The sequence below is a fragment of the Variibacter gotjawalensis genome (assembly GCF_002355335.1).
Taxonomy (GTDB): Bacteria; Pseudomonadota; Alphaproteobacteria; order Rhizobiales; family Xanthobacteraceae; genus Variibacter; species Variibacter gotjawalensis.
The window spans coordinates 1,334,552-1,350,426 of sequence record NZ_AP014946.1 but is presented as its reverse complement, the minus strand read 5'-3'; the positions used below and the strand labels follow the sequence as shown (position 1 = coordinate 1,350,426).

At 62.9% G+C, this 15,875-nt stretch carries 19 protein-coding genes and 2 riboswitches; of the genes, 15 read left to right on the top strand and 4 right to left on the bottom strand.

Annotated features, from left to right (window positions below):
* Positions 1–274: 274 nt before the first annotated feature.
* Positions 275–481 (bottom strand): CsbD family protein, encoded by a 207-nt coding sequence (locus GJW30_RS06535; RefSeq protein WP_096353210.1) that lies wholly within the window; start codon positions 479–481, stop codon positions 275–277.
* A gap of 161 nt (positions 482–642) precedes the next feature.
* On the opposite strand from GJW30_RS06535, the gene GJW30_RS06530 reads away from it, so the two are divergent.
* The gene (locus GJW30_RS06530) at positions 643–960 is read left to right on the top strand and encodes a plasmid stabilization protein (protein WP_096358695.1); all 318 of its coding nucleotides are present in this window, start codon (positions 643–645) and stop codon (positions 958–960) included.
* Between the two features lie 196 nt (positions 961–1,156).
* A complete protein-coding gene (locus tag GJW30_RS06525) occupies positions 1,157–2,041 on the top strand; it encodes a hypothetical protein (protein WP_096353208.1) in 885 nt (294 codons plus the stop codon).
* Between the two features lie 85 nt (positions 2,042–2,126).
* Here the strand turns inward: GJW30_RS06525 and GJW30_RS06520 are convergent, their stop codons facing one another.
* Positions 2,127–2,633: an invasion associated locus B family protein gene (locus GJW30_RS06520; protein ID WP_096353205.1), complete on the bottom strand. Its 507-nt coding sequence runs from the start codon at positions 2,631–2,633 to the stop codon at positions 2,127–2,129.
* Between the two features lie 419 nt (positions 2,634–3,052).
* Here GJW30_RS06520 and coxB point away from each other — a divergent pair, with 419 nt between their 5' ends.
* The 8 genes from coxB to GJW30_RS06480 all read left to right on the top strand — a co-directional run bounded on the left by coxB (position 3,053) and on the right by GJW30_RS06480 (position 9,520).
* Positions 3,053–3,901, top strand: coding sequence for a cytochrome c oxidase subunit II (coxB, locus tag GJW30_RS06515; RefSeq protein WP_096353202.1), 849 nt, complete (start codon positions 3,053–3,055; stop codon positions 3,899–3,901).
* Between the two features lie 23 nt (positions 3,902–3,924).
* Entirely contained in the window at positions 3,925–5,550 is a 1,626-nt protein-coding gene (gene ctaD / locus GJW30_RS06510) for a cytochrome c oxidase subunit I (protein ID WP_096353199.1), read from the top strand.
* Positions 5,551–5,707: 157 nt separating this feature from the next.
* Complete coding sequence (locus GJW30_RS06505) at positions 5,708–6,646, top strand: heme o synthase (RefSeq protein ID WP_096353196.1); 939 nt, start codon at positions 5,708–5,710, stop codon at positions 6,644–6,646.
* The gene (locus tag GJW30_RS06500) at positions 6,646–6,825 is read left to right on the top strand and encodes a hypothetical protein (protein ID WP_096353193.1); all 180 of its coding nucleotides are present in this window, start codon (positions 6,646–6,648) and stop codon (positions 6,823–6,825) included. Before GJW30_RS06505 ends, GJW30_RS06500 begins: the two co-directional genes overlap by 1 nt.
* A gap of 10 nt (positions 6,826–6,835) precedes the next feature.
* Positions 6,836–7,432 carry a cytochrome c oxidase assembly protein gene (locus GJW30_RS06495; protein ID WP_096353190.1) on the top strand — a complete coding sequence of 199 codons (597 nt, stop codon included), beginning with the start codon at positions 6,836–6,838 and terminating at the stop codon, positions 7,430–7,432.
* A gap of 23 nt (positions 7,433–7,455) precedes the next feature.
* Positions 7,456–8,313, top strand: coding sequence for a cytochrome c oxidase subunit 3 (locus GJW30_RS06490; RefSeq protein WP_096353187.1), 858 nt, complete (start codon positions 7,456–7,458; stop codon positions 8,311–8,313).
* 83 nt (positions 8,314–8,396) lie between these two features.
* On the top strand, positions 8,397–8,783 hold the full coding sequence (locus GJW30_RS06485) for a DUF983 domain-containing protein (protein WP_096353185.1): 387 nt from the start codon (positions 8,397–8,399) through the stop codon (positions 8,781–8,783).
* Positions 8,783–9,520, top strand: a complete 738-nt coding sequence (locus tag GJW30_RS06480; RefSeq protein ID WP_096353182.1) for an SURF1 family protein — start codon at positions 8,783–8,785, stop codon at positions 9,518–9,520. The genes GJW30_RS06485 and GJW30_RS06480 overlap by 1 nt, the downstream gene beginning before the upstream one ends.
* On the opposite strand, the gene GJW30_RS06475 is transcribed toward GJW30_RS06480, so the two are convergent.
* The gene (locus GJW30_RS06475) at positions 9,517–9,924 is read right to left on the bottom strand and encodes a type II toxin-antitoxin system VapC family toxin (protein ID WP_096353179.1); all 408 of its coding nucleotides are present in this window, start codon (positions 9,922–9,924) and stop codon (positions 9,517–9,519) included. The genes GJW30_RS06480 and GJW30_RS06475 overlap by 4 nt on opposite strands.
* Positions 9,921–10,178: an antitoxin gene (locus GJW30_RS06470; protein ID WP_096358694.1), complete on the bottom strand. Its 258-nt coding sequence runs from the start codon at positions 10,176–10,178 to the stop codon at positions 9,921–9,923. Before GJW30_RS06470 ends, GJW30_RS06475 begins: the two co-directional genes overlap by 4 nt.
* A gap of 109 nt (positions 10,179–10,287) precedes the next feature.
* On the opposite strand from GJW30_RS06470, the gene thrC reads away from it, so the two are divergent.
* The 5 genes from thrC (at position 10,288) to gcvT (ending at position 15,851) form a co-directional block, all read left to right on the top strand.
* Positions 10,288–11,700: a threonine synthase gene (thrC, locus tag GJW30_RS06465; RefSeq protein ID WP_096353176.1), complete on the top strand. Its 1,413-nt coding sequence runs from the start codon at positions 10,288–10,290 to the stop codon at positions 11,698–11,700.
* The gene (locus GJW30_RS06460; protein WP_096353174.1) at positions 11,697–12,968 is read left to right on the top strand and encodes a M16 family metallopeptidase; all 1,272 of its coding nucleotides are present in this window, start codon (positions 11,697–11,699) and stop codon (positions 12,966–12,968) included. Before thrC ends, GJW30_RS06460 begins: the two co-directional genes overlap by 4 nt.
* Positions 12,969–12,980: 12 nt before the next feature.
* Complete coding sequence (locus GJW30_RS06455; protein WP_096353172.1) at positions 12,981–13,568, top strand: GNAT family N-acetyltransferase; 588 nt, start codon at positions 12,981–12,983, stop codon at positions 13,566–13,568.
* 97 nt (positions 13,569–13,665) lie between these two features.
* A complete protein-coding gene (locus GJW30_RS06450) occupies positions 13,666–14,310 on the top strand; it encodes a hypothetical protein (protein WP_130364777.1) in 645 nt (214 codons plus the stop codon).
* Between the two features lie 126 nt (positions 14,311–14,436).
* Positions 14,437–14,538: riboswitch (glycine riboswitch) on the top strand.
* A gap of 3 nt (positions 14,539–14,541) precedes the next feature.
* Positions 14,542–14,646, top strand: a riboswitch (glycine riboswitch).
* 53 nt (positions 14,647–14,699) lie between these two features.
* Positions 14,700–15,851, top strand: coding sequence for a glycine cleavage system aminomethyltransferase GcvT (gene gcvT, locus GJW30_RS06445; protein WP_096353166.1), 1,152 nt, complete (start codon positions 14,700–14,702; stop codon positions 15,849–15,851).
* Positions 15,852–15,875 lie beyond the last annotated feature (24 nt).

Below are 15,875 nucleotides of genomic sequence, written 5' to 3'. Positions count from 1 at the left end.
CCTTTCTCAGGACGCGAGCACGCGGTGTTTAGACCGCTCGATGCATTCCACCCCACCTGCGTAGTATGCGCGTGACGGCGGCGGATAGCGAGAACTAAATGTCTCGATGCTGCTCTCGCCAGGGCCTTCGCATCACATGATCGTCATGGATTCGGTCTTGAAATCGCGTTGTCACACACGTGGCTAGACTGCCAACATGATCCGTACGCTGGTTAACACAGCGCAACAAAAAAGCCCGCCGTAGCGGGCTTTTCCGTATTTCATCCGAAGCGGATTAATTCCACTTCTGCGTGCCGTACCACGTCTCGACTTCTTTCTTGGCCTGATCCTTCGCGTAGCCGTAGCGCGCTTGGATCTTGCCTTCGAGCTGGTCCTGCTTGCCTTCGATGACGTCGAGATCGTCGTCAGTGAGTTTGCCCCACTGCTCCTTGATCTTGCCCTTCATCGACTTCCAATTTCCTTCGACGCGATTCCAATCCATGACGAAACTCCATGTGTTCAATATGAAAAACGACTGCGTGATGTTGAGACAACGCGCCGGCGATCACGCCGGTTCCGCGCCGCAGCAAGATGTCGCAAAATGTCGCGCAGGAACTTCGCGCGACCTCTTCGTTTGTCATCGAAACAATCGGGAGTGCAGCCATGCCACGCGGAGACAAATCGAAATACACCGACAAGCAAGAGCGCAAAGCCGAGCACATCGAAGAGGGCTATCGCAAACGCGGTGTGCCAAAAGAAGAAGCCAAGAGCCGTGCGTGGGCGACCGTTAACAAAGACGACGGCGGCGGGAAGAATCCTGGCGGCTCAGGCCGCGGCAAGAAGACCGGACATCCGGCGTCGAAGCGTGGCGGCAAACTTGGTGGGCGTGCTGCGGGGGCGCGTCCGAAATCGGAACGCTCGGCCGCCGCAAAGAAAGCCGCGGCAACGCGCAAACGCAACGCATCACGCAAGTCTGGATAAGCTGCACCGTACGCAAACGCGCAAACCGGCAGCTAAAAATGCCGCAACGATAGGCAACGAAGTAGTGACGACCGCGTTGGGTCTCCACACAACACTTGTGGGGAGTTCACCATGAACGGAATTATCTACATCGTCGGCCTCATCGTCATCATACTTGCGGTCCTGTCTTTGCTCGGTCTGCGTTGAGGGCATGACAATGACCGACACAACAATCGTAGCGGTGCCGCCGGCAGCGCCATCGACCGCGTCCGTAATGGACTGGGCGGCAATCCTTTCCGGTGCAGTCGTCGCGGCCGCGCTGTCCTTCGTTCTCTTCACATTCGGCGCGGCGATCGGGCTCGCGTCCGTCTCGCCGTTTAGCAGCAACAATCCGTCCGCGACGACGATCTCGGCCGCTGGCGCGTTTTGGGTGCTCGTCGTGATGATCGGCTCATTCACGCTCGGCGGTTATTTTGCCGGTCGCTTCCGCCGTGTCACGCATACGGCGCTGACACTCGATGAGCGCACTGCACGCGATGGCGCACATGGTCTTGCGATGTGGGCCGTCGGCATCTTGGTCGGCGCGTTCATCGCAGCTTCGATCGCGTCGGGCGCGGGCCGCACGGCCGCAGCCGTGACGGGTCATGCCGCCGCGATGGCAGCACCTGCCGCCGGCGCTGGTATGCGCAGCGCGGCGAGCCAAGTGTCATCGGATCAGCTGTCGGCGATCACCGACGGTTTGATGCGTGCGGATCCGCGCGCCGCGAACAACGCAGGCACCGGTGAAGACGCGCGCGCAAGTGTAGCTCGCATCTTCGCTGCTTCGGCGATGCGCGGCAGCGTGAGCGAAGACGACAAGACGTACCTCGTGCGTGTCGTCGCGGCACGCAGCGGAGTCAGCGAAGATGAAGCCCGCAAGCGCGTCGACGCCGCGATCGCGGAAGCGAAGTCTGCCGCAGAGAGCGCGAAGCAGGCGGCCGACAAGGCGCGCAAGGCGGCGATCATCCTCGCCTTCCTGATCGCGGCGGGTTCGATCATCGCGGCGGGTGCTGCCTACTGGGCTGCAACGGCCGGGGGCGAGCATCGCGACGGCGTCGCTTAAAGCCAACGCCGACCACCAAATGCAAAACGGCCGCTCCAGGGCGGCCGTTTTCGTTTGAGTTCGTACAGCTCGGCCGGACAGCTAGTCAGGGCAGCTTGTCGAAGCCTTCGCCGAACCCTTTGAGGCTCACTGGGATACCGATACCCTCTTCCGGCGTCTGGAAGATGATGAAGGTGGCGGCCTGTCCAGTCTTAAGTTGCGAAATGAGATTATCTTCCATCACAACCTCGGCGACGCACCCGTTCGGTAGGCAGCGGACGAAGCCGGCGCGGCCGACATCCTGATTGTCGATCTTCAAACCAAGGCCGGACGGTAACAAAACACCAAGAGGCGCAAGAACGCGCATCAGACGGCTCTTCTGGTCGGCGGTGCGGAGCACGATCACGGTCAGACCGACGTTCGGGCGATCCTCGGCCGTCACACTCTGGATCAAAGCGCATTGCTCGCTCTGCGCGCCAGGCGGCGTGTCGCAACGAAGCTGCCAATCGCCGTGGACAGATTTTACCGTGCCCTGCGCGCTCGCCGGGGCGGCAAAAAGACCGAGGGCGAAGGCTGCAATCAGCCCGGCTCGCAACCATGGATAGTGCTGCATCAAAGCTTCCGATTTGGTGTGAACAGTACGGTTCCGTTTCGGTGCCGAATCAGTAAGGCAACATCCCGCGTCCATTGCCCTCACAGGTACCCTCATGAGGCGCTCAAGGCAACGCGGATTTGATCGGCGGGACGCGCCAAAATTGTAGCCGGAATGCTGCGTTTTCGCTGCCTCAAGATGATTTCAAACAACTGTGCATCGGATTGTGGCGTAAGCGCTTCTTGCGGTGCACATCGTCCGTTGCGGCATTTCTTGAATTGTGGTTTGACACGAGCGTGGCGATCCCGAGGCGGAGCGTTTGAAACGGCCTAATTTCGGCCGCGAGCGGCGTTCGCCAAGGGGCCGGGGACCAAGCGGGCCGACAAGGCCGTGACGGAGTTTTGGCAATTATGCGGACGGACAATGGGGCGCGCGGGGCAATGCGCAAAATTCTTGGAGCGCTCGCCGCGATCTTGATCTTGCCGTTGATGGCAAGCGCGGCTTTTACGAGCGCTGCTTGGGCGATCGGATTTCCGGAGCCCTGGCAGATGGGGCTCTCGCAGTCCGCATCGCCGGTGATGGACGATATCCGCTGGTTCCATAACTACGTGCTCATCATCATCACGGTCATCACGCTGTTCGTGATGGCGCTGCTCGGTTGGGTGATGTGGCGCTACAACGCCAAGGCCAACCCGGTGCCGAGCAAGACGACGCATCACACCGGCCTCGAAGTCGTGTGGACGCTGGCGCCGGTGCTGATCCTGCTCGCGATCGCGGTTCCGTCTTTTAAGCTCCTTTTCCTGCAGCTCGATCTGCCGGCGGCCGAAGTCACCGTGAAGGCGACCGGCAAGCAGTGGTTCTGGAGCTTCACGTATCCGGACCAGAAGTTCGAATTCGACTCTCTGATGGTGCGCGATGAGAAGGACCTCAAGGGTCGCCCGCGTCTTCTCGCCGCCGATAACGCGCTCGTCGTTCCGGTGAACAAGGTCGTCCGCGTGCAAGTCACCGCCGCCGACGTGATCCACGCCTTTGCGATGCCGGCCTTCGGCGTCAAGATCGACGCGATCCCGGGCCGCCTCAACGAGACGTGGTTCAAGGCAACGAAGGAAGGCGTCTATTACGGCCAGTGCTCCGAGCTCTGCGGCAAGGATCACGCCTTCATGCCGATCGAACTCCATGTCGTCTCCGAGCAGGCCTACAACGCCTGGATCGAAGAGGCGAAGAAGAAATACGCGACCGATACGACTGCGCCGGCGAACCAACTCGCCGCCGCGACCAACGCTCAGTAACGCTGCGGAACGAGGATTTTAAGATGGCCACAGCAACACCCGTTCAGCACGGCGCAGGCGACCACGCACACGACGATCACGCGCACCACCCGACCGGTTGGCGCCGCTACGTCTTTTCGACGAACCACAAAGACATCGGCACGATGTACCTGATCTTCGCGATCGTCGCGGGCATCATCGGTGGCGCGCTGTCGATCGGCATCCGGATGGAACTGCAGTATCCGGGCATGCAGATTTTCTCCGACGCGCACATGTTCAACGTGTTCACGACCGGTCACGGCCTCATCATGGTGTTCTTCATGGTGATGCCGGCGATGATCGGCGGTTTCGGCAACTGGTTCGTCCCGCTGATGATCGGCGCGCCCGACATGGCGTTCCCGCGCATGAACAACATCTCGTTCTGGCTGCTGCCGGCTTCGTTCGCGCTGCTCATTATTTCGATGTTTGTCGAAGGTGAGCCGGGCGGAAACGGCGTCGGCGCCGGCTGGACGCTCTACGCGCCGCTCTCGACCTCGGGTCATCCGGGTCCGGCCGTCGACTTCGGCATTCTCTCGCTGCATATCGCGGGCGCTTCGTCGATCCTCGGCGCGATCAACTTCATCACCACGATCTTCAACATGCGCGCACCCGGCATGACGCTGCACAAAATGCCGCTGTTCGTGTGGTCGATTCTGGTCACCGTGTTCTTGCTGCTTCTCTCGCTGCCGGTTCTCGCCGGCGCGATCACGATGCTGCTGACCGACCGCAACTTCGGCACCGCGTTCTTCGCGGCCGACAAGGGCGGCGACCCGGTCCTCTATCAGCACCTGTTCTGGTTCTTCGGCCACCCCGAAGTGTACATCCTGATCCTGCCGGGCTTCGGCATGATCTCGCAGATCGTCTCGACCTTCTCGCGCAAGCCCGTGTTCGGTTATCTCGGCATGGCCTACGCGATGGTCGCGATCGGCGGCATCGGCTTTGTCGTGTGGGCTCACCACATGTACACGGTCGGCATGTCGACGGCGACGCAGGCCTACTTCGTCGCTGCCACGATGGTGATCGCGGTGCCGACGGGCGTGAAGGTGTTCTCGTGGATCGCCACGATGTGGGGCGGCTCGATCGAGTTCAAGACGCCGATGGTCTGGTCGATCGGCTTCATCTTCCTGTTCACCGTCGGCGGCGTCACGGGCGTTATGCTCGCCAACGCCGGTATCGACCGATCGCTGCAGGAGACCTACTACGTCATCGCGCACTTCCACTACGTGCTGTCGCTCGGTGCCGTGTTCGCGATCTTTGCGGGTTGGTACTACTGGTTCCCGAAGATGTTCGGCTACATGTATTCGGACTTCATCGGCAAGCTGCACTTCTGGGTCACCTTCGTCGGCGTCAACCTGGTGTTCTTCCCGCAGCACTTCCTCGGCCTCGCCGGCATGCCGCGCCGCTACGCCGACTATCCGGACGCATACGCAGGCTGGAACTTCATCTCCTCGATCGGCTCGTACATCTCGGGCTTCGCGGTGTTGATCTTCCTGTTCGGCGTGTTCCAGGCTTTCGCCCGCAAGGTGCCGGCCGGCAACAATCCGTGGGGCGAAGGCGCCACGACCCTCGAGTGGACGCTGACGTCGCCGCCGCCGTTCCACCAGTTCGAGGTTCTGCCGAAGATCAAGTAGTAAGTCGGCAGTGGGGAGTGGGCAGTCGTCCGCTCCCCGACTGTCTCATTCTGATCTCTCATCGCGATAGATCAGAATCGGACAGTCGGGCTCCGGCAGTAAGTCAGTCGAATACGTCGACTGCCGACTGCCTACCGACCAAGACCGGAAAGACGACGTGACGGAACTATCGACAACAGCCGCATCCGAAGAGACTCAGCTCGCCTATGACGGCGGCGCGGACGTCGCGGACTATTTCGCTTTGCTGAAGCCGCGCGTGATGTCGCTCGTCGTCTTCACGGCGTTCGTCGGCCTGATGGTCGCGCCAGGTTCGATCCATCCGGTGATCGGTTTTACGGCGTTGCTTTGCATCGCGGTCGGTGCCGGCGCGGCCGGTTGCCTCAACATGTGGTACGACGCCGATATCGACGCGATCATGACGCGAACGCAGAAGCGTCCGATCCCGGCCGGCAAGGTGACGCGCGGCGAAGCGCTCGGCTTCGGCCTCACGCTCTCGGTGTTCTCGGTCGTGACGCTTGGCCTCACCGTCAACGTTCTGTCAGCCGCCCTGCTCGCCTTCACGATCTTCTTCTACGCGGTCGTCTATACGATGTGGCTGAAGCGCTCGACGGCGCAGAACATCGTCATTGGCGGCGCCGCCGGTGCTTTCCCGCCGGTGATCGGCTGGGCCGCAAAGACCGGTGGCCTCGATATCGAGCCGATCCTGCTGTTCCTCATCATCTTCTTCTGGACGCCGCCGCACTTCTGGGCGCTCGCCCTCGCGCGCGCCGGTGAATATGCGCGCGCCGGCGTGCCGATGCTCCCCGTCATAGCGGGTGATCGCGTCACGCGGCTGCAGATTCTGCTCTACACGATCTTGCTCGCGCCGCTCGGCATGACGCCGTTCTGGTTCGGCCGCGCCGGCTGGATCTACGGCGCGACTGCGATCGTCGGCGGCATCGTGATGCTGTATCTCGCGTGGTGCGTTTGGCGCCCGCGCGCCGATGCGCCGCCGCATCGCGACGGCTATCGCCTGTTCGGCTTCTCGATCCTTTATCTCTTTGCGCTGTTTGCAGCCCTGCTCGTCGAGCAAGGCGCACGCGCCTTCGCACTTTGATGGCGCAATGGATGGATCAGCCAACCCGCAATCAAGGTATCGTCCTCACCGAGGAACAGAAGAAGCGCCGTCGCCGGCGCTCGGTTGCGATCGCGCTGCTGCTCGGTGCCTTCGTGGTGCTGATGTATTTCGTCACCGTCGCCAAGCTTGGGCCGGGCGTGCTCAAGCGGCCGCTGTAGAGATCGCGCGATGAGCCAACCAACACCGCAACGCAAAGCCACACGGCGCGACATGTATGTCGCGGCCGCTTGCGGCGCTTTCGTTGCGCTGATGGTCGGCGCGTCCTACGCGGCAGTGCCGCTTTACGATTGGTTCTGCCGCACGACCGGCTTCGGCGGCACGACGCAGGTTGCCACCGCGGCGCCGACGCAGACGCTCGAGCGTACGATGACGGTGCGCTTCGACTCCAACGTTATGCCGGGCCTGCCGTGGCAGTTCGAACCCGAGCAGAACACGATCAAGGTCAAGCTCGGCGAAGTCGTCACGGTCTACTACACGGTGACCAACCAGGCCGCGCGCGAGACGACGGGGCAAGCCTCATACAACGTCACGCCGCTGACGGCCGGCATCCACTTTCACAAGATCAACTGCTTCTGCTTCACGGAGCAGACCTTCGCGCGCGGCGAAAAGCGCGAGATGGCAGTGGTTTTTTACGTCGACCCCAAGCTCGCGGAAGACGCTGAGCATGACGGGCTCAACACGATCACTCTTTCCTACACTTTCTACCCCGTGCGCGAGCCTTCGCGCGTGAAGACATCGCAGACAAGCGCGCCGGAAACGCGCTAGGAATTTTGAGAGCGGAGACGACGATGGCGGACGCCCACGCAAAGCATCACGATTATCACCTGGTCGACCCCAGCCCGTGGCCGGTGATCGGCTCGATCTCCGCATTCATCATGGCGGTCGGTGCGATCGGTTGGATGCACAAGATGTTCCCGGGCGCCGCGATCGTCGGCATCGCGGGCTTCGTCGGCGTGCTCTACACGATGGCCGGCTGGTGGCGCGACGTTATCAACGAAGCGCAGCACAAGGGCGATCACACCCGCGTGGTGCAGATGCATCATCGCTACGGCATGATCCTCTTCATCGCCTCCGAGGTGATGTTCTTCGTTGCGTGGTTCTGGGCTTACTTCAACGTCGCGCTGTTCCCGAATGCCGCGAAGGAAGTCGTCCGCACTGAGCTGATCGGTGGCGTTTGGCCGCCGAAGGGCATCGAGACGTTCGATCCGTGGCATCTGCCGCTGCTCAACACGCTGATCCTGCTCACTTCGGGCACGACCGTCACCTGGGCGCATCACGCGCTGCTGCATGGCGACCGCGAAGGCCTCAAGAAGGGCTTGTGGTGCACGATCATCCTCGGTGCGCTGTTCACCTGCGTGCAGGTCTATGAATACAGCCACGCGCACTTCGCCTTCGCGGGCAACGTCTATGGCGCGGTCTTCTTCATGTCGACCGGCTTCCACGGCTTCCACGTTCTGGTCGGCACGATCTTCCTGATCGTTTGCCTGGCGCGCGCCTACGCCGGTCACTTTACACCGAAGCAGCATCTCGGCTTCGAATTTGCCGCTTGGTACTGGCACTTCGTCGACGTGGTGTGGATCTTCCTCTTCGCCGCGATCTACGTGTGGGGCTACGGCGGCCCGGTCGTCGGCGCTGCCGCGCACTGATCTCGCGGGCGCTCTGGAGTTATCGAAGGGGCGGCCTTGAGCCGCCCCTTTTGTTTTGCGGCGAATCGTTTACGGAACGAGCCATGGAATATCCGGTCCCTTCGACCACAACGGCCGCATTTCGCGGCCTCGCGGGCCGCTGTCCGCGCTGCGGCGAAGGGAAGTTGTTCGCCGGCTTCGCGACGCTCAAGCCGAGCTGCGAGACCTGTGGTCTCGACTTCAGCTTTGCCGATGCGGGCGATGGGCCGATCGTTTTCGTCATTCTTATCGCGGGCGCGATCCTCGCCGCCGCCGCGCTGATCACCGAGGTCAAATATGCACCCGCGCTGTGGGTGCATGCGGTCCTGTGGGGACCACTCGCCGTCGTTGTCTGCGTCGGTCCGTTGCGGCCACTCAAGGGGCTGCTCATCGCGCTTCAGTATCACTTTCAGGCGCGCGAAGGCCGTCTCACTGACAGGGACGCCCCGTGATGCGTAAGCAGCGTCGTGGCGGTTTGCTCATTCCGGCGCTAGCCGCGATCGTCGCGCTGGCCGCGTGCCTTGCGCTCGGCAATTGGCAGCTCGAACGCAAGGCGTGGAAAGAAGGTCTCATCGCGGCGTTGCAGGAGCGGCTTGCCGCGCCGGCCGCGCAGCTGCCGTCGCGCTCGATGTGGCGCGATCTCAATGCGCAGGCTGCCGAGTTCAAACGCGTTACCTTCCCGGCTGAGTTCCTACACGACAAGGAGGCACTGGTTTACGCGTCTCCGTCCGCGCTTCGGCCCGATGTATCCGGGCCGGGTTATTGGGTGATCACGCCGGCGCAGCTGCCGGGCGGCAGCATCATCATGGTCAATCGCGGCTTTGTGCCCGAAGCCGCAAAAGATCCGGCGCAGCGCTCACCGGGACAAACGAAGGGCATCGTCGATCTCACCGGTGTGATGCGCTGGCCGGAGCCGCGCGGCACGTTCACGCCGGCCGACGATCCGGCGCATAACATCTGGTTTCTGCGCGATCACTTCGCGATCGCGGCCGCGAAGGGCGTCGATCTCACTGCGCCGTTTTACATCGATCTCGAATCACCGACGCCGGCCGGCGGCGTCCCAAAAGCCGGAACGTTGACGGTGAGCTTGCCTAACAAGCACCTCGAATACGCGCTGACGTGGTTCGGCCTTGCCGGCGTGATCGTCGTGATGTTCGCGGCTTTCGCCTTCATGCGGCGGCGCGGTTAAGCCGCGCTCCAGTCTTCGATGCGCAAACCGTCGACGCGTGAGAATTCGCGGACGTTGTTGGTGATGACGGTGAGATTGCGGACCTTTGCTTGCGCCGCGATGAGCGCGTCGTAGGGTCCTATTGGCGTGCCGCGCGCCGCCAAAACCGCACGGACCTCGCCAGCGACACGCGCATCCTCGGCATCGAACGGGAAGACAGGGATGTCGGTCAAGAAAAGCCGAATGCGCTTAAGGTTCAGCTCGATCTTCGCGCTCCGCATCGCGCCATAGAGAAGTTCGTGCACGACGAGCGCGGATACGGCGACGGATTTTTCGGGAGCGGCGGCAACGCGAGCAAACAATCGACCAGGTCGATAGTTCATGAGCGTGATGGCGGCGTTCGTATCGAGAAAATGCTGGATCATTCAAACAGGTCGTCGAGCTCGGGACGATGCTGCTCTTCCGGCTGTTCGCGTCCATTGGGGGAAAAGGTTTCGTCAAATCCAAGCGCTTGCGCGGCTTTAAGTCCAGCCCATGGCTCGCGTGTCTGCACCGGGCGCAGAATCACAGCGTCGCCATCGCGCGAGATCTCGACTTCGCTGACGTCGAAGCGAAAATCCTTCGGCAGACGGACGGCTTGCGAATTGCCGGATTGGAAGATTTTGGCGGTACGCGGCACGCGTTTTTCCGTATATACTTGTAGTATATACGCCAATCCTCTCGGCTTCGCAATCGCTTCCTTGTGCGGTCAATCAGAAGCCCATAGTGTCGCGGCTCGCGAGGACAATGTGCAATACCATTCTACCAGGGGCGAGGCCCCGTCACTAAATTTCATCGACGCTACGCTGGCGGGGCTCGCCCGTGACGGCGGACTTTATGTGCCTGATACCTATCCGGTTTTCACGCCTGATCGCATCGCGGGCTTGGCCGGCAAGCCGTATGCCGAGGTCGCCGCCGAAGTGATCGCGCCGTTCGTCGGCAGCAGCCTTCCGGCCGCCGAACTCGGCCGTATGACGCGAGAGGCTTACGCGACGTTCCGGCACCCGGCGGTGACGCCGCTAACGCAGGTCAGCTCGAATACTTTCGTGCTCGAGCTTTTCCACGGCCCGACGCTCGCCTTTAAAGATTTGGCGATGCAGTTGCTGGCGCGCCTGATGGACCGCGCGCTCGAGGAGCGCGGCGACCGCGCGACGATCGTGGTCGCGACCTCCGGCGATACCGGCGGCGCGGCCGTCGAAGCCTTCCGCGGTGCCAAGCGCATCGATCTCGTGGTTCTCTATCCGCACGGCCGCATCTCGGACGTTCAGCGCCGCATGATGACGACGCCGGCCGACGCCAACGTGCATGCGGTCGCGGTTGACGGCACGTTCGACGACTGCCAGGCGCTCGTGAAGGCGCTGTTCAATCATCACGCCTTCCGCGATCGCGTCCGGCTCTCGGCCGTCAATTCGATCAACTGGGCGCGTATCGTCGCGCAGGTCGTCTACTATTTCGTCGCCGCCGTCGCGCTCGGCGCGCCGCACCGCAAGGTCTCGTTCACGGTGCCGACCGGGAACTTCGGCGACATCTTCGCGGGCTATGTCGCGCAGCAGATGGGCTTGCCGATCGAACGCCTCGTGATCGCGACCAACCAGAACGACATTCTGGCGCGCACGCTTGCGTCCGGCGCATACGAGACGCGCGAGGTGTTGCCGTCGTCCTCGCCCTCGATGGACATTCAGGTATCGTCGAATTTCGAGCGATTGCTGTTCGACGCATATGGCCGCGACGCCGCGCAGGTGCGCGGGTTGATGGGTAACCTCTCGCAGTCCGGCAATTTCAGCATTGCTTCGCCTGCGCTTGCCAAGATCCGCGAGAATTTCTCCGCGGCACGCGCCGATGAAGACGAAACCGCCGCCGTCATCCGCACGGTGAAGCGCGAGGCCGATTACCTCACCGATCCGCACACGGCCGTCGCATTGGCGGTTGCCGAGAAAGAGACGCACGGCGAGACGCCGATGGTGGTACTGTCCACCGCACATCCGGCAAAGTTCCCGGATGCCGTGAAGGCTGCATGTGGCATCTGGCCGGCATTGCCGGAATGGCTCGGTGATCTTAACAGCGCCCCCGAGCGTATTACGCGTATGGCCAACGATCAGGCGGAACTCGAAAAGTTTGTGGTCGGCGTCAGCCGCATCACCCAGGAAGGGAACGCCGCATGAGCGTCGAAATTACGCGGCTTCCGTCGGGGCTAACTGTTGTCACCGACGACATGCCGCATCTGCAAACCGCATCGCTCGGCGTCTGGACCGGCGCGGGCAGCCGCGACGAACACGACGACGAGCACGGCATCGCGCATGTGCTCGAACACATGGCGTTCAAGGGAACGCGCCGGCGTTCGGCACTCGACATCGCGGAAGTGATCGAAGCGGTCGGCGGCGATCTCAACGCGGCGACCAGCAACGAGACCACGGCATATTACGCGCGCATGCTGAAGGATGACGTGCCGCTCGCGCTTGATGTGCTCTCCGATATTCTCTCCGAGCCGAGTTTCGATGCGAACGAGTTGAAGCGCGAGAAGCAGGTGATCGTACAGGAAATCGGCGCCGCGGAAGATGCGCCGGACGATCTCGTATTCGAGTATCTGCACGGCACCGCGTATCCGGATCAGCCAGTCGGCCGCACCATCCTCGGCACGCCCGAAAGCGTGCGTTCGGTCACACCGAAGAAGTTGCGCAATTATCTGTCGCGCAACTACAAGGCGCCCGACATGGTGATCGGCGCGGCCGGCGCAGTCGATCACAAGCGCATCGTCGACGACGTCGCGGAACGCTTCGCGAGCTTCACGGGACCGGAAGGCCCTGCCCCGGTGCCGGCCAAATTCGTCGGCGGCACGCGTCTCGAAGCGCGCGATCTCGAGCAGGTGCATGTCACTTTCGCGCTCGAAGGGCTGCCGCAGAAAGACCCGATGCTGCACAGCCTGCACGTCTTCACGAATGCGCTCGGCGGCGGGATGTCGTCACGGCTGTTCCAGCAGGTCCGCGAACAGCGTGGCCTCTGCTACTCCATTTATTCCTTCCACTGGCCCTATTCGGACACGGGAACGTTCGGAGTCTATGCGGGCACGGACGCTGGCGACACCGCCGAGCTCATGCGGGTCTGCATCGCGCAGCTTGCCGAGGCGACCGAGACGCTGACGCAGGAAGAGGTCAACCGCGCCAAGGCACAGATGAAGGCCGGGCTCTTGATGGCGCTCGAAAGTTCGTCGTCGCGTGCGGAGCAGCTGGCGCGCCAGGTCATGATCTATGACCGCGTTCTGACGACTGAGGAGATCGTGGCCAAAGTCGATGCCGTGACGGTCGAATCCGCCCGCGCGGCCGGCCGGAAGCTCCTCTCCCGCAACGGTATCGCGGTTGCGGCGCTTGGTCCGGGGCGCGGTCTTGAAAATGCAGCGACGATCGCTCACAGTTTGATCCAGCGCGCCGCATAGTGCTGGAGCCGCATGGCCCTTTTCCGCTCGGTCAGCTTCGCCGACCCGTTGCCCTCGATCGAGGGCACGCGCGTCGTGCTGCAAGTGCCGCAGATGGACGTATTCCCCGAATGGATGGCGCTGCGCGAGCAGAGCCGCGAGTTTCTGTCGCCGTGGGAGCCGATCTGGCCGGCCGATGATCTGACGCGCAGCGCGTTCCGCCGCCGCCTGCGCCGTTACACCGAGGACGTCCGCAACGACCACGCCTATGCGTTCTTCGCTTTCCGGAAGGACGACCGGAAGCTGGTCGGCGGGCTGACCCTCGCCAACATCCGCCGCGGCGTCGCGCAGGCCGGCAGCCTCGGCTACTGGATGGGCGAGCCCTTTGCCGGCCAAGGCTATATGTCGGACGCCGTGCGGGCCTTGACCCGTTTCTCCTTCGGCGCCTTGCGCCTGCATCGGATCGAAGCCGCCTGTATTCCGACGAATCAGGCCTCGATCGCCCTTCTGGAGCGGGTCGGCTTCCGCCGCGAGGGGCTGGCGCGACAATACCTTTGCATCAACGGGTTATGGCAGGATCACCTGCTTTACGGCCTGGTCCGGACCGAGTGGTCCGGATAGAGCGACCGCTCACGCCATTTTGCCATTCGCCTGCCGCACTCAGGTTGTTATAGAGACGCCCAAGACGGCGGCGGGGGCCGCCAGGGGATTTTAGGCTATGGCTTTCGGCTTGAGTTCGCGGGTGTCCGCGCTGGCATGTTGTCTCGCACTTGCGGCTTGCTCGGGTGTTCCGGGCGGCGGTGGTACGCCATCGGGCAGCGGACAGAGCTTTACGGAGCGTATGTCGAGCAGCGTGTTCGGTGCGCCGGCGACCGGTGCTGCGCCGCGCGAGACCGAAAGTCTCGAATGCCCGATCATCGACGTGCGCCAAGGTGCGTCGACTTACACGGTCTACGCCGCCGGTGAACAGAACTCGACCACGGTCCGCTACCAAGGCACTATCGGCGAGACGGCACGCGAATGCGGCTTCCTCGGCCCCAACGTGTCGATGAAGGTCGGCATTCAGGGCCGCGTGCTGATCGGGCCGGCCGGTTCGCCCGGTCGTGTCGACGTGCCGATCCGCATCGCGATCGTGAAGGAAGGCCCCTCGCCGGTCACGGTGTGGACGAAGGCCTATCGCGTACCGGTTGATGTGACCGGCATACACACTGTGTTCGAGCATATCGAATCCGGCATCGAATTTCCGCGTCCGCCGGGCGGCGACATCGAGAACTACGTCGTTTACGCCGGCTACGATCCCGCCGTACCGGGCACGAAAGCGGCTCCGGTCCGCAAGCAGCGCCGCGCGCGCACCGCTCAATAAGCGAACCCGTCGCCGGCTTCCCGCGCGGCGCGCGACTGCGCGCAACCGTAGCGGGAAACGCCCCATTTTTCCGCATCGCGCGGGTTCCCACGCGGCGAACATGCCGCTAAGGTCGCGCCACATCATTCGATCCCTGCGGGAGAGACCGGCTCTAAGCATTTGCGACGAGCCGGCGCCGAAGGCGCAACCGCCCCGGAAACGCTCAGGCAAAAGGACCGCAGGGGGATGAGACTCTGGAAAGCAGCGGCGCCGCTTAGGCGCAGCTCACCGAAGGAGTAAGCGGCGTCTCGTCCTCCACGCGAGACACGCGAAATCTCTCAGGTACCGCAGACAGAGGGGGCGCATCCGGCCTGGAAGCCGGCGGCGTTTCTTCTTGTCGAGGCGGGATCATGAGCGAAGTGGACGTAGCTACCCCAGCAACAGAATTGCTCAAGCGCACGCCGCTTTACGACATGCATGTGCGGCTCGGCGCGCGCATCGTTCCGTTCGCGGGCTACGAGATGCCCGTCCAATACAAAGACGGCATCATTGCGGAGCATACGCACACACGCACGGCGGCGGGGCTCTTCGACGTCTCGCATATGGGCCAGGCATTCCTCACCGGGCCAGATCACGAGACGGTCGCGCGCGCGCTCGAAGCGCTGGTGCCGGCCGACATCGTCAATCTCGCGCCGGGACGGCAACGCTATTCGCAGCTGCTGAACGAAGACGGCGGCATCCTCGATGATCTGATGATCACGCGCTCAGCCGATCCGGACGAGGACGGCGTGCTGATGCTGGTCGTCAATGCGTCGCGCAAGAACGAAGACTACGCGCATATCGAAGCGCGCCTGCCCGCCAATGTCAGACTGTTGCGTGCCGAGAACCGCGCGCTGATCGCGCTGCAAGGGCCGCAGGCTGCCGCGGTGTTGTCGAAGCACGTGCAGGGCGCGGCGGATATGCCGTTCATGTCCGCCATGACGACGACCTTCAACGGCATCGACTGTCACGTCTCGCGCTCCGGCTACACGGGCGAGGATGGCTACGAGATTTCGGTGAATGCGAAGCGCATTATCGCGGTTGCGGAGCGGCTGATCGATCATGCGGAGGTCAAGCCGATCGGTCTCGGCGCGCGCGATTCGCTGCGGCTCGAGGCCGGTCTCTGCCTTTACGGCCACGACATCGACGAGACGACGACGCCGACAGAAGCCAAGCTCAACTGGTCGATCCAGAAGCGGCGGCGCGAGGAAGGCGGCTTTCCGGGCGCAGCCAAAATTCAAGGCGAACTTGCCGGCGGCGCCCCGCGCGCCCGCGTCGGCATTCTGCCCGAAGGGCGCGCACCCGCGCGCGAAGGCACCGAGATTCAAACGCCCGACGGCACGCCGATCGGCAAAGTCACTTCGGGCGGCTTCGGGCCGACGCTGAACGGGCCGCTCGCGATGGGTTACGTCAACGCGCGCTTTGCCGAGCCCGGCACACCGGTCGTGCTGATCGTGCGCGGTAAACCACTCGTCGCGAAGGTCGTTTCGATGCCTTTCGTACCGCACCGCTATCACCGCTGAGAATGAGTAGCCCGGATGAGCAGC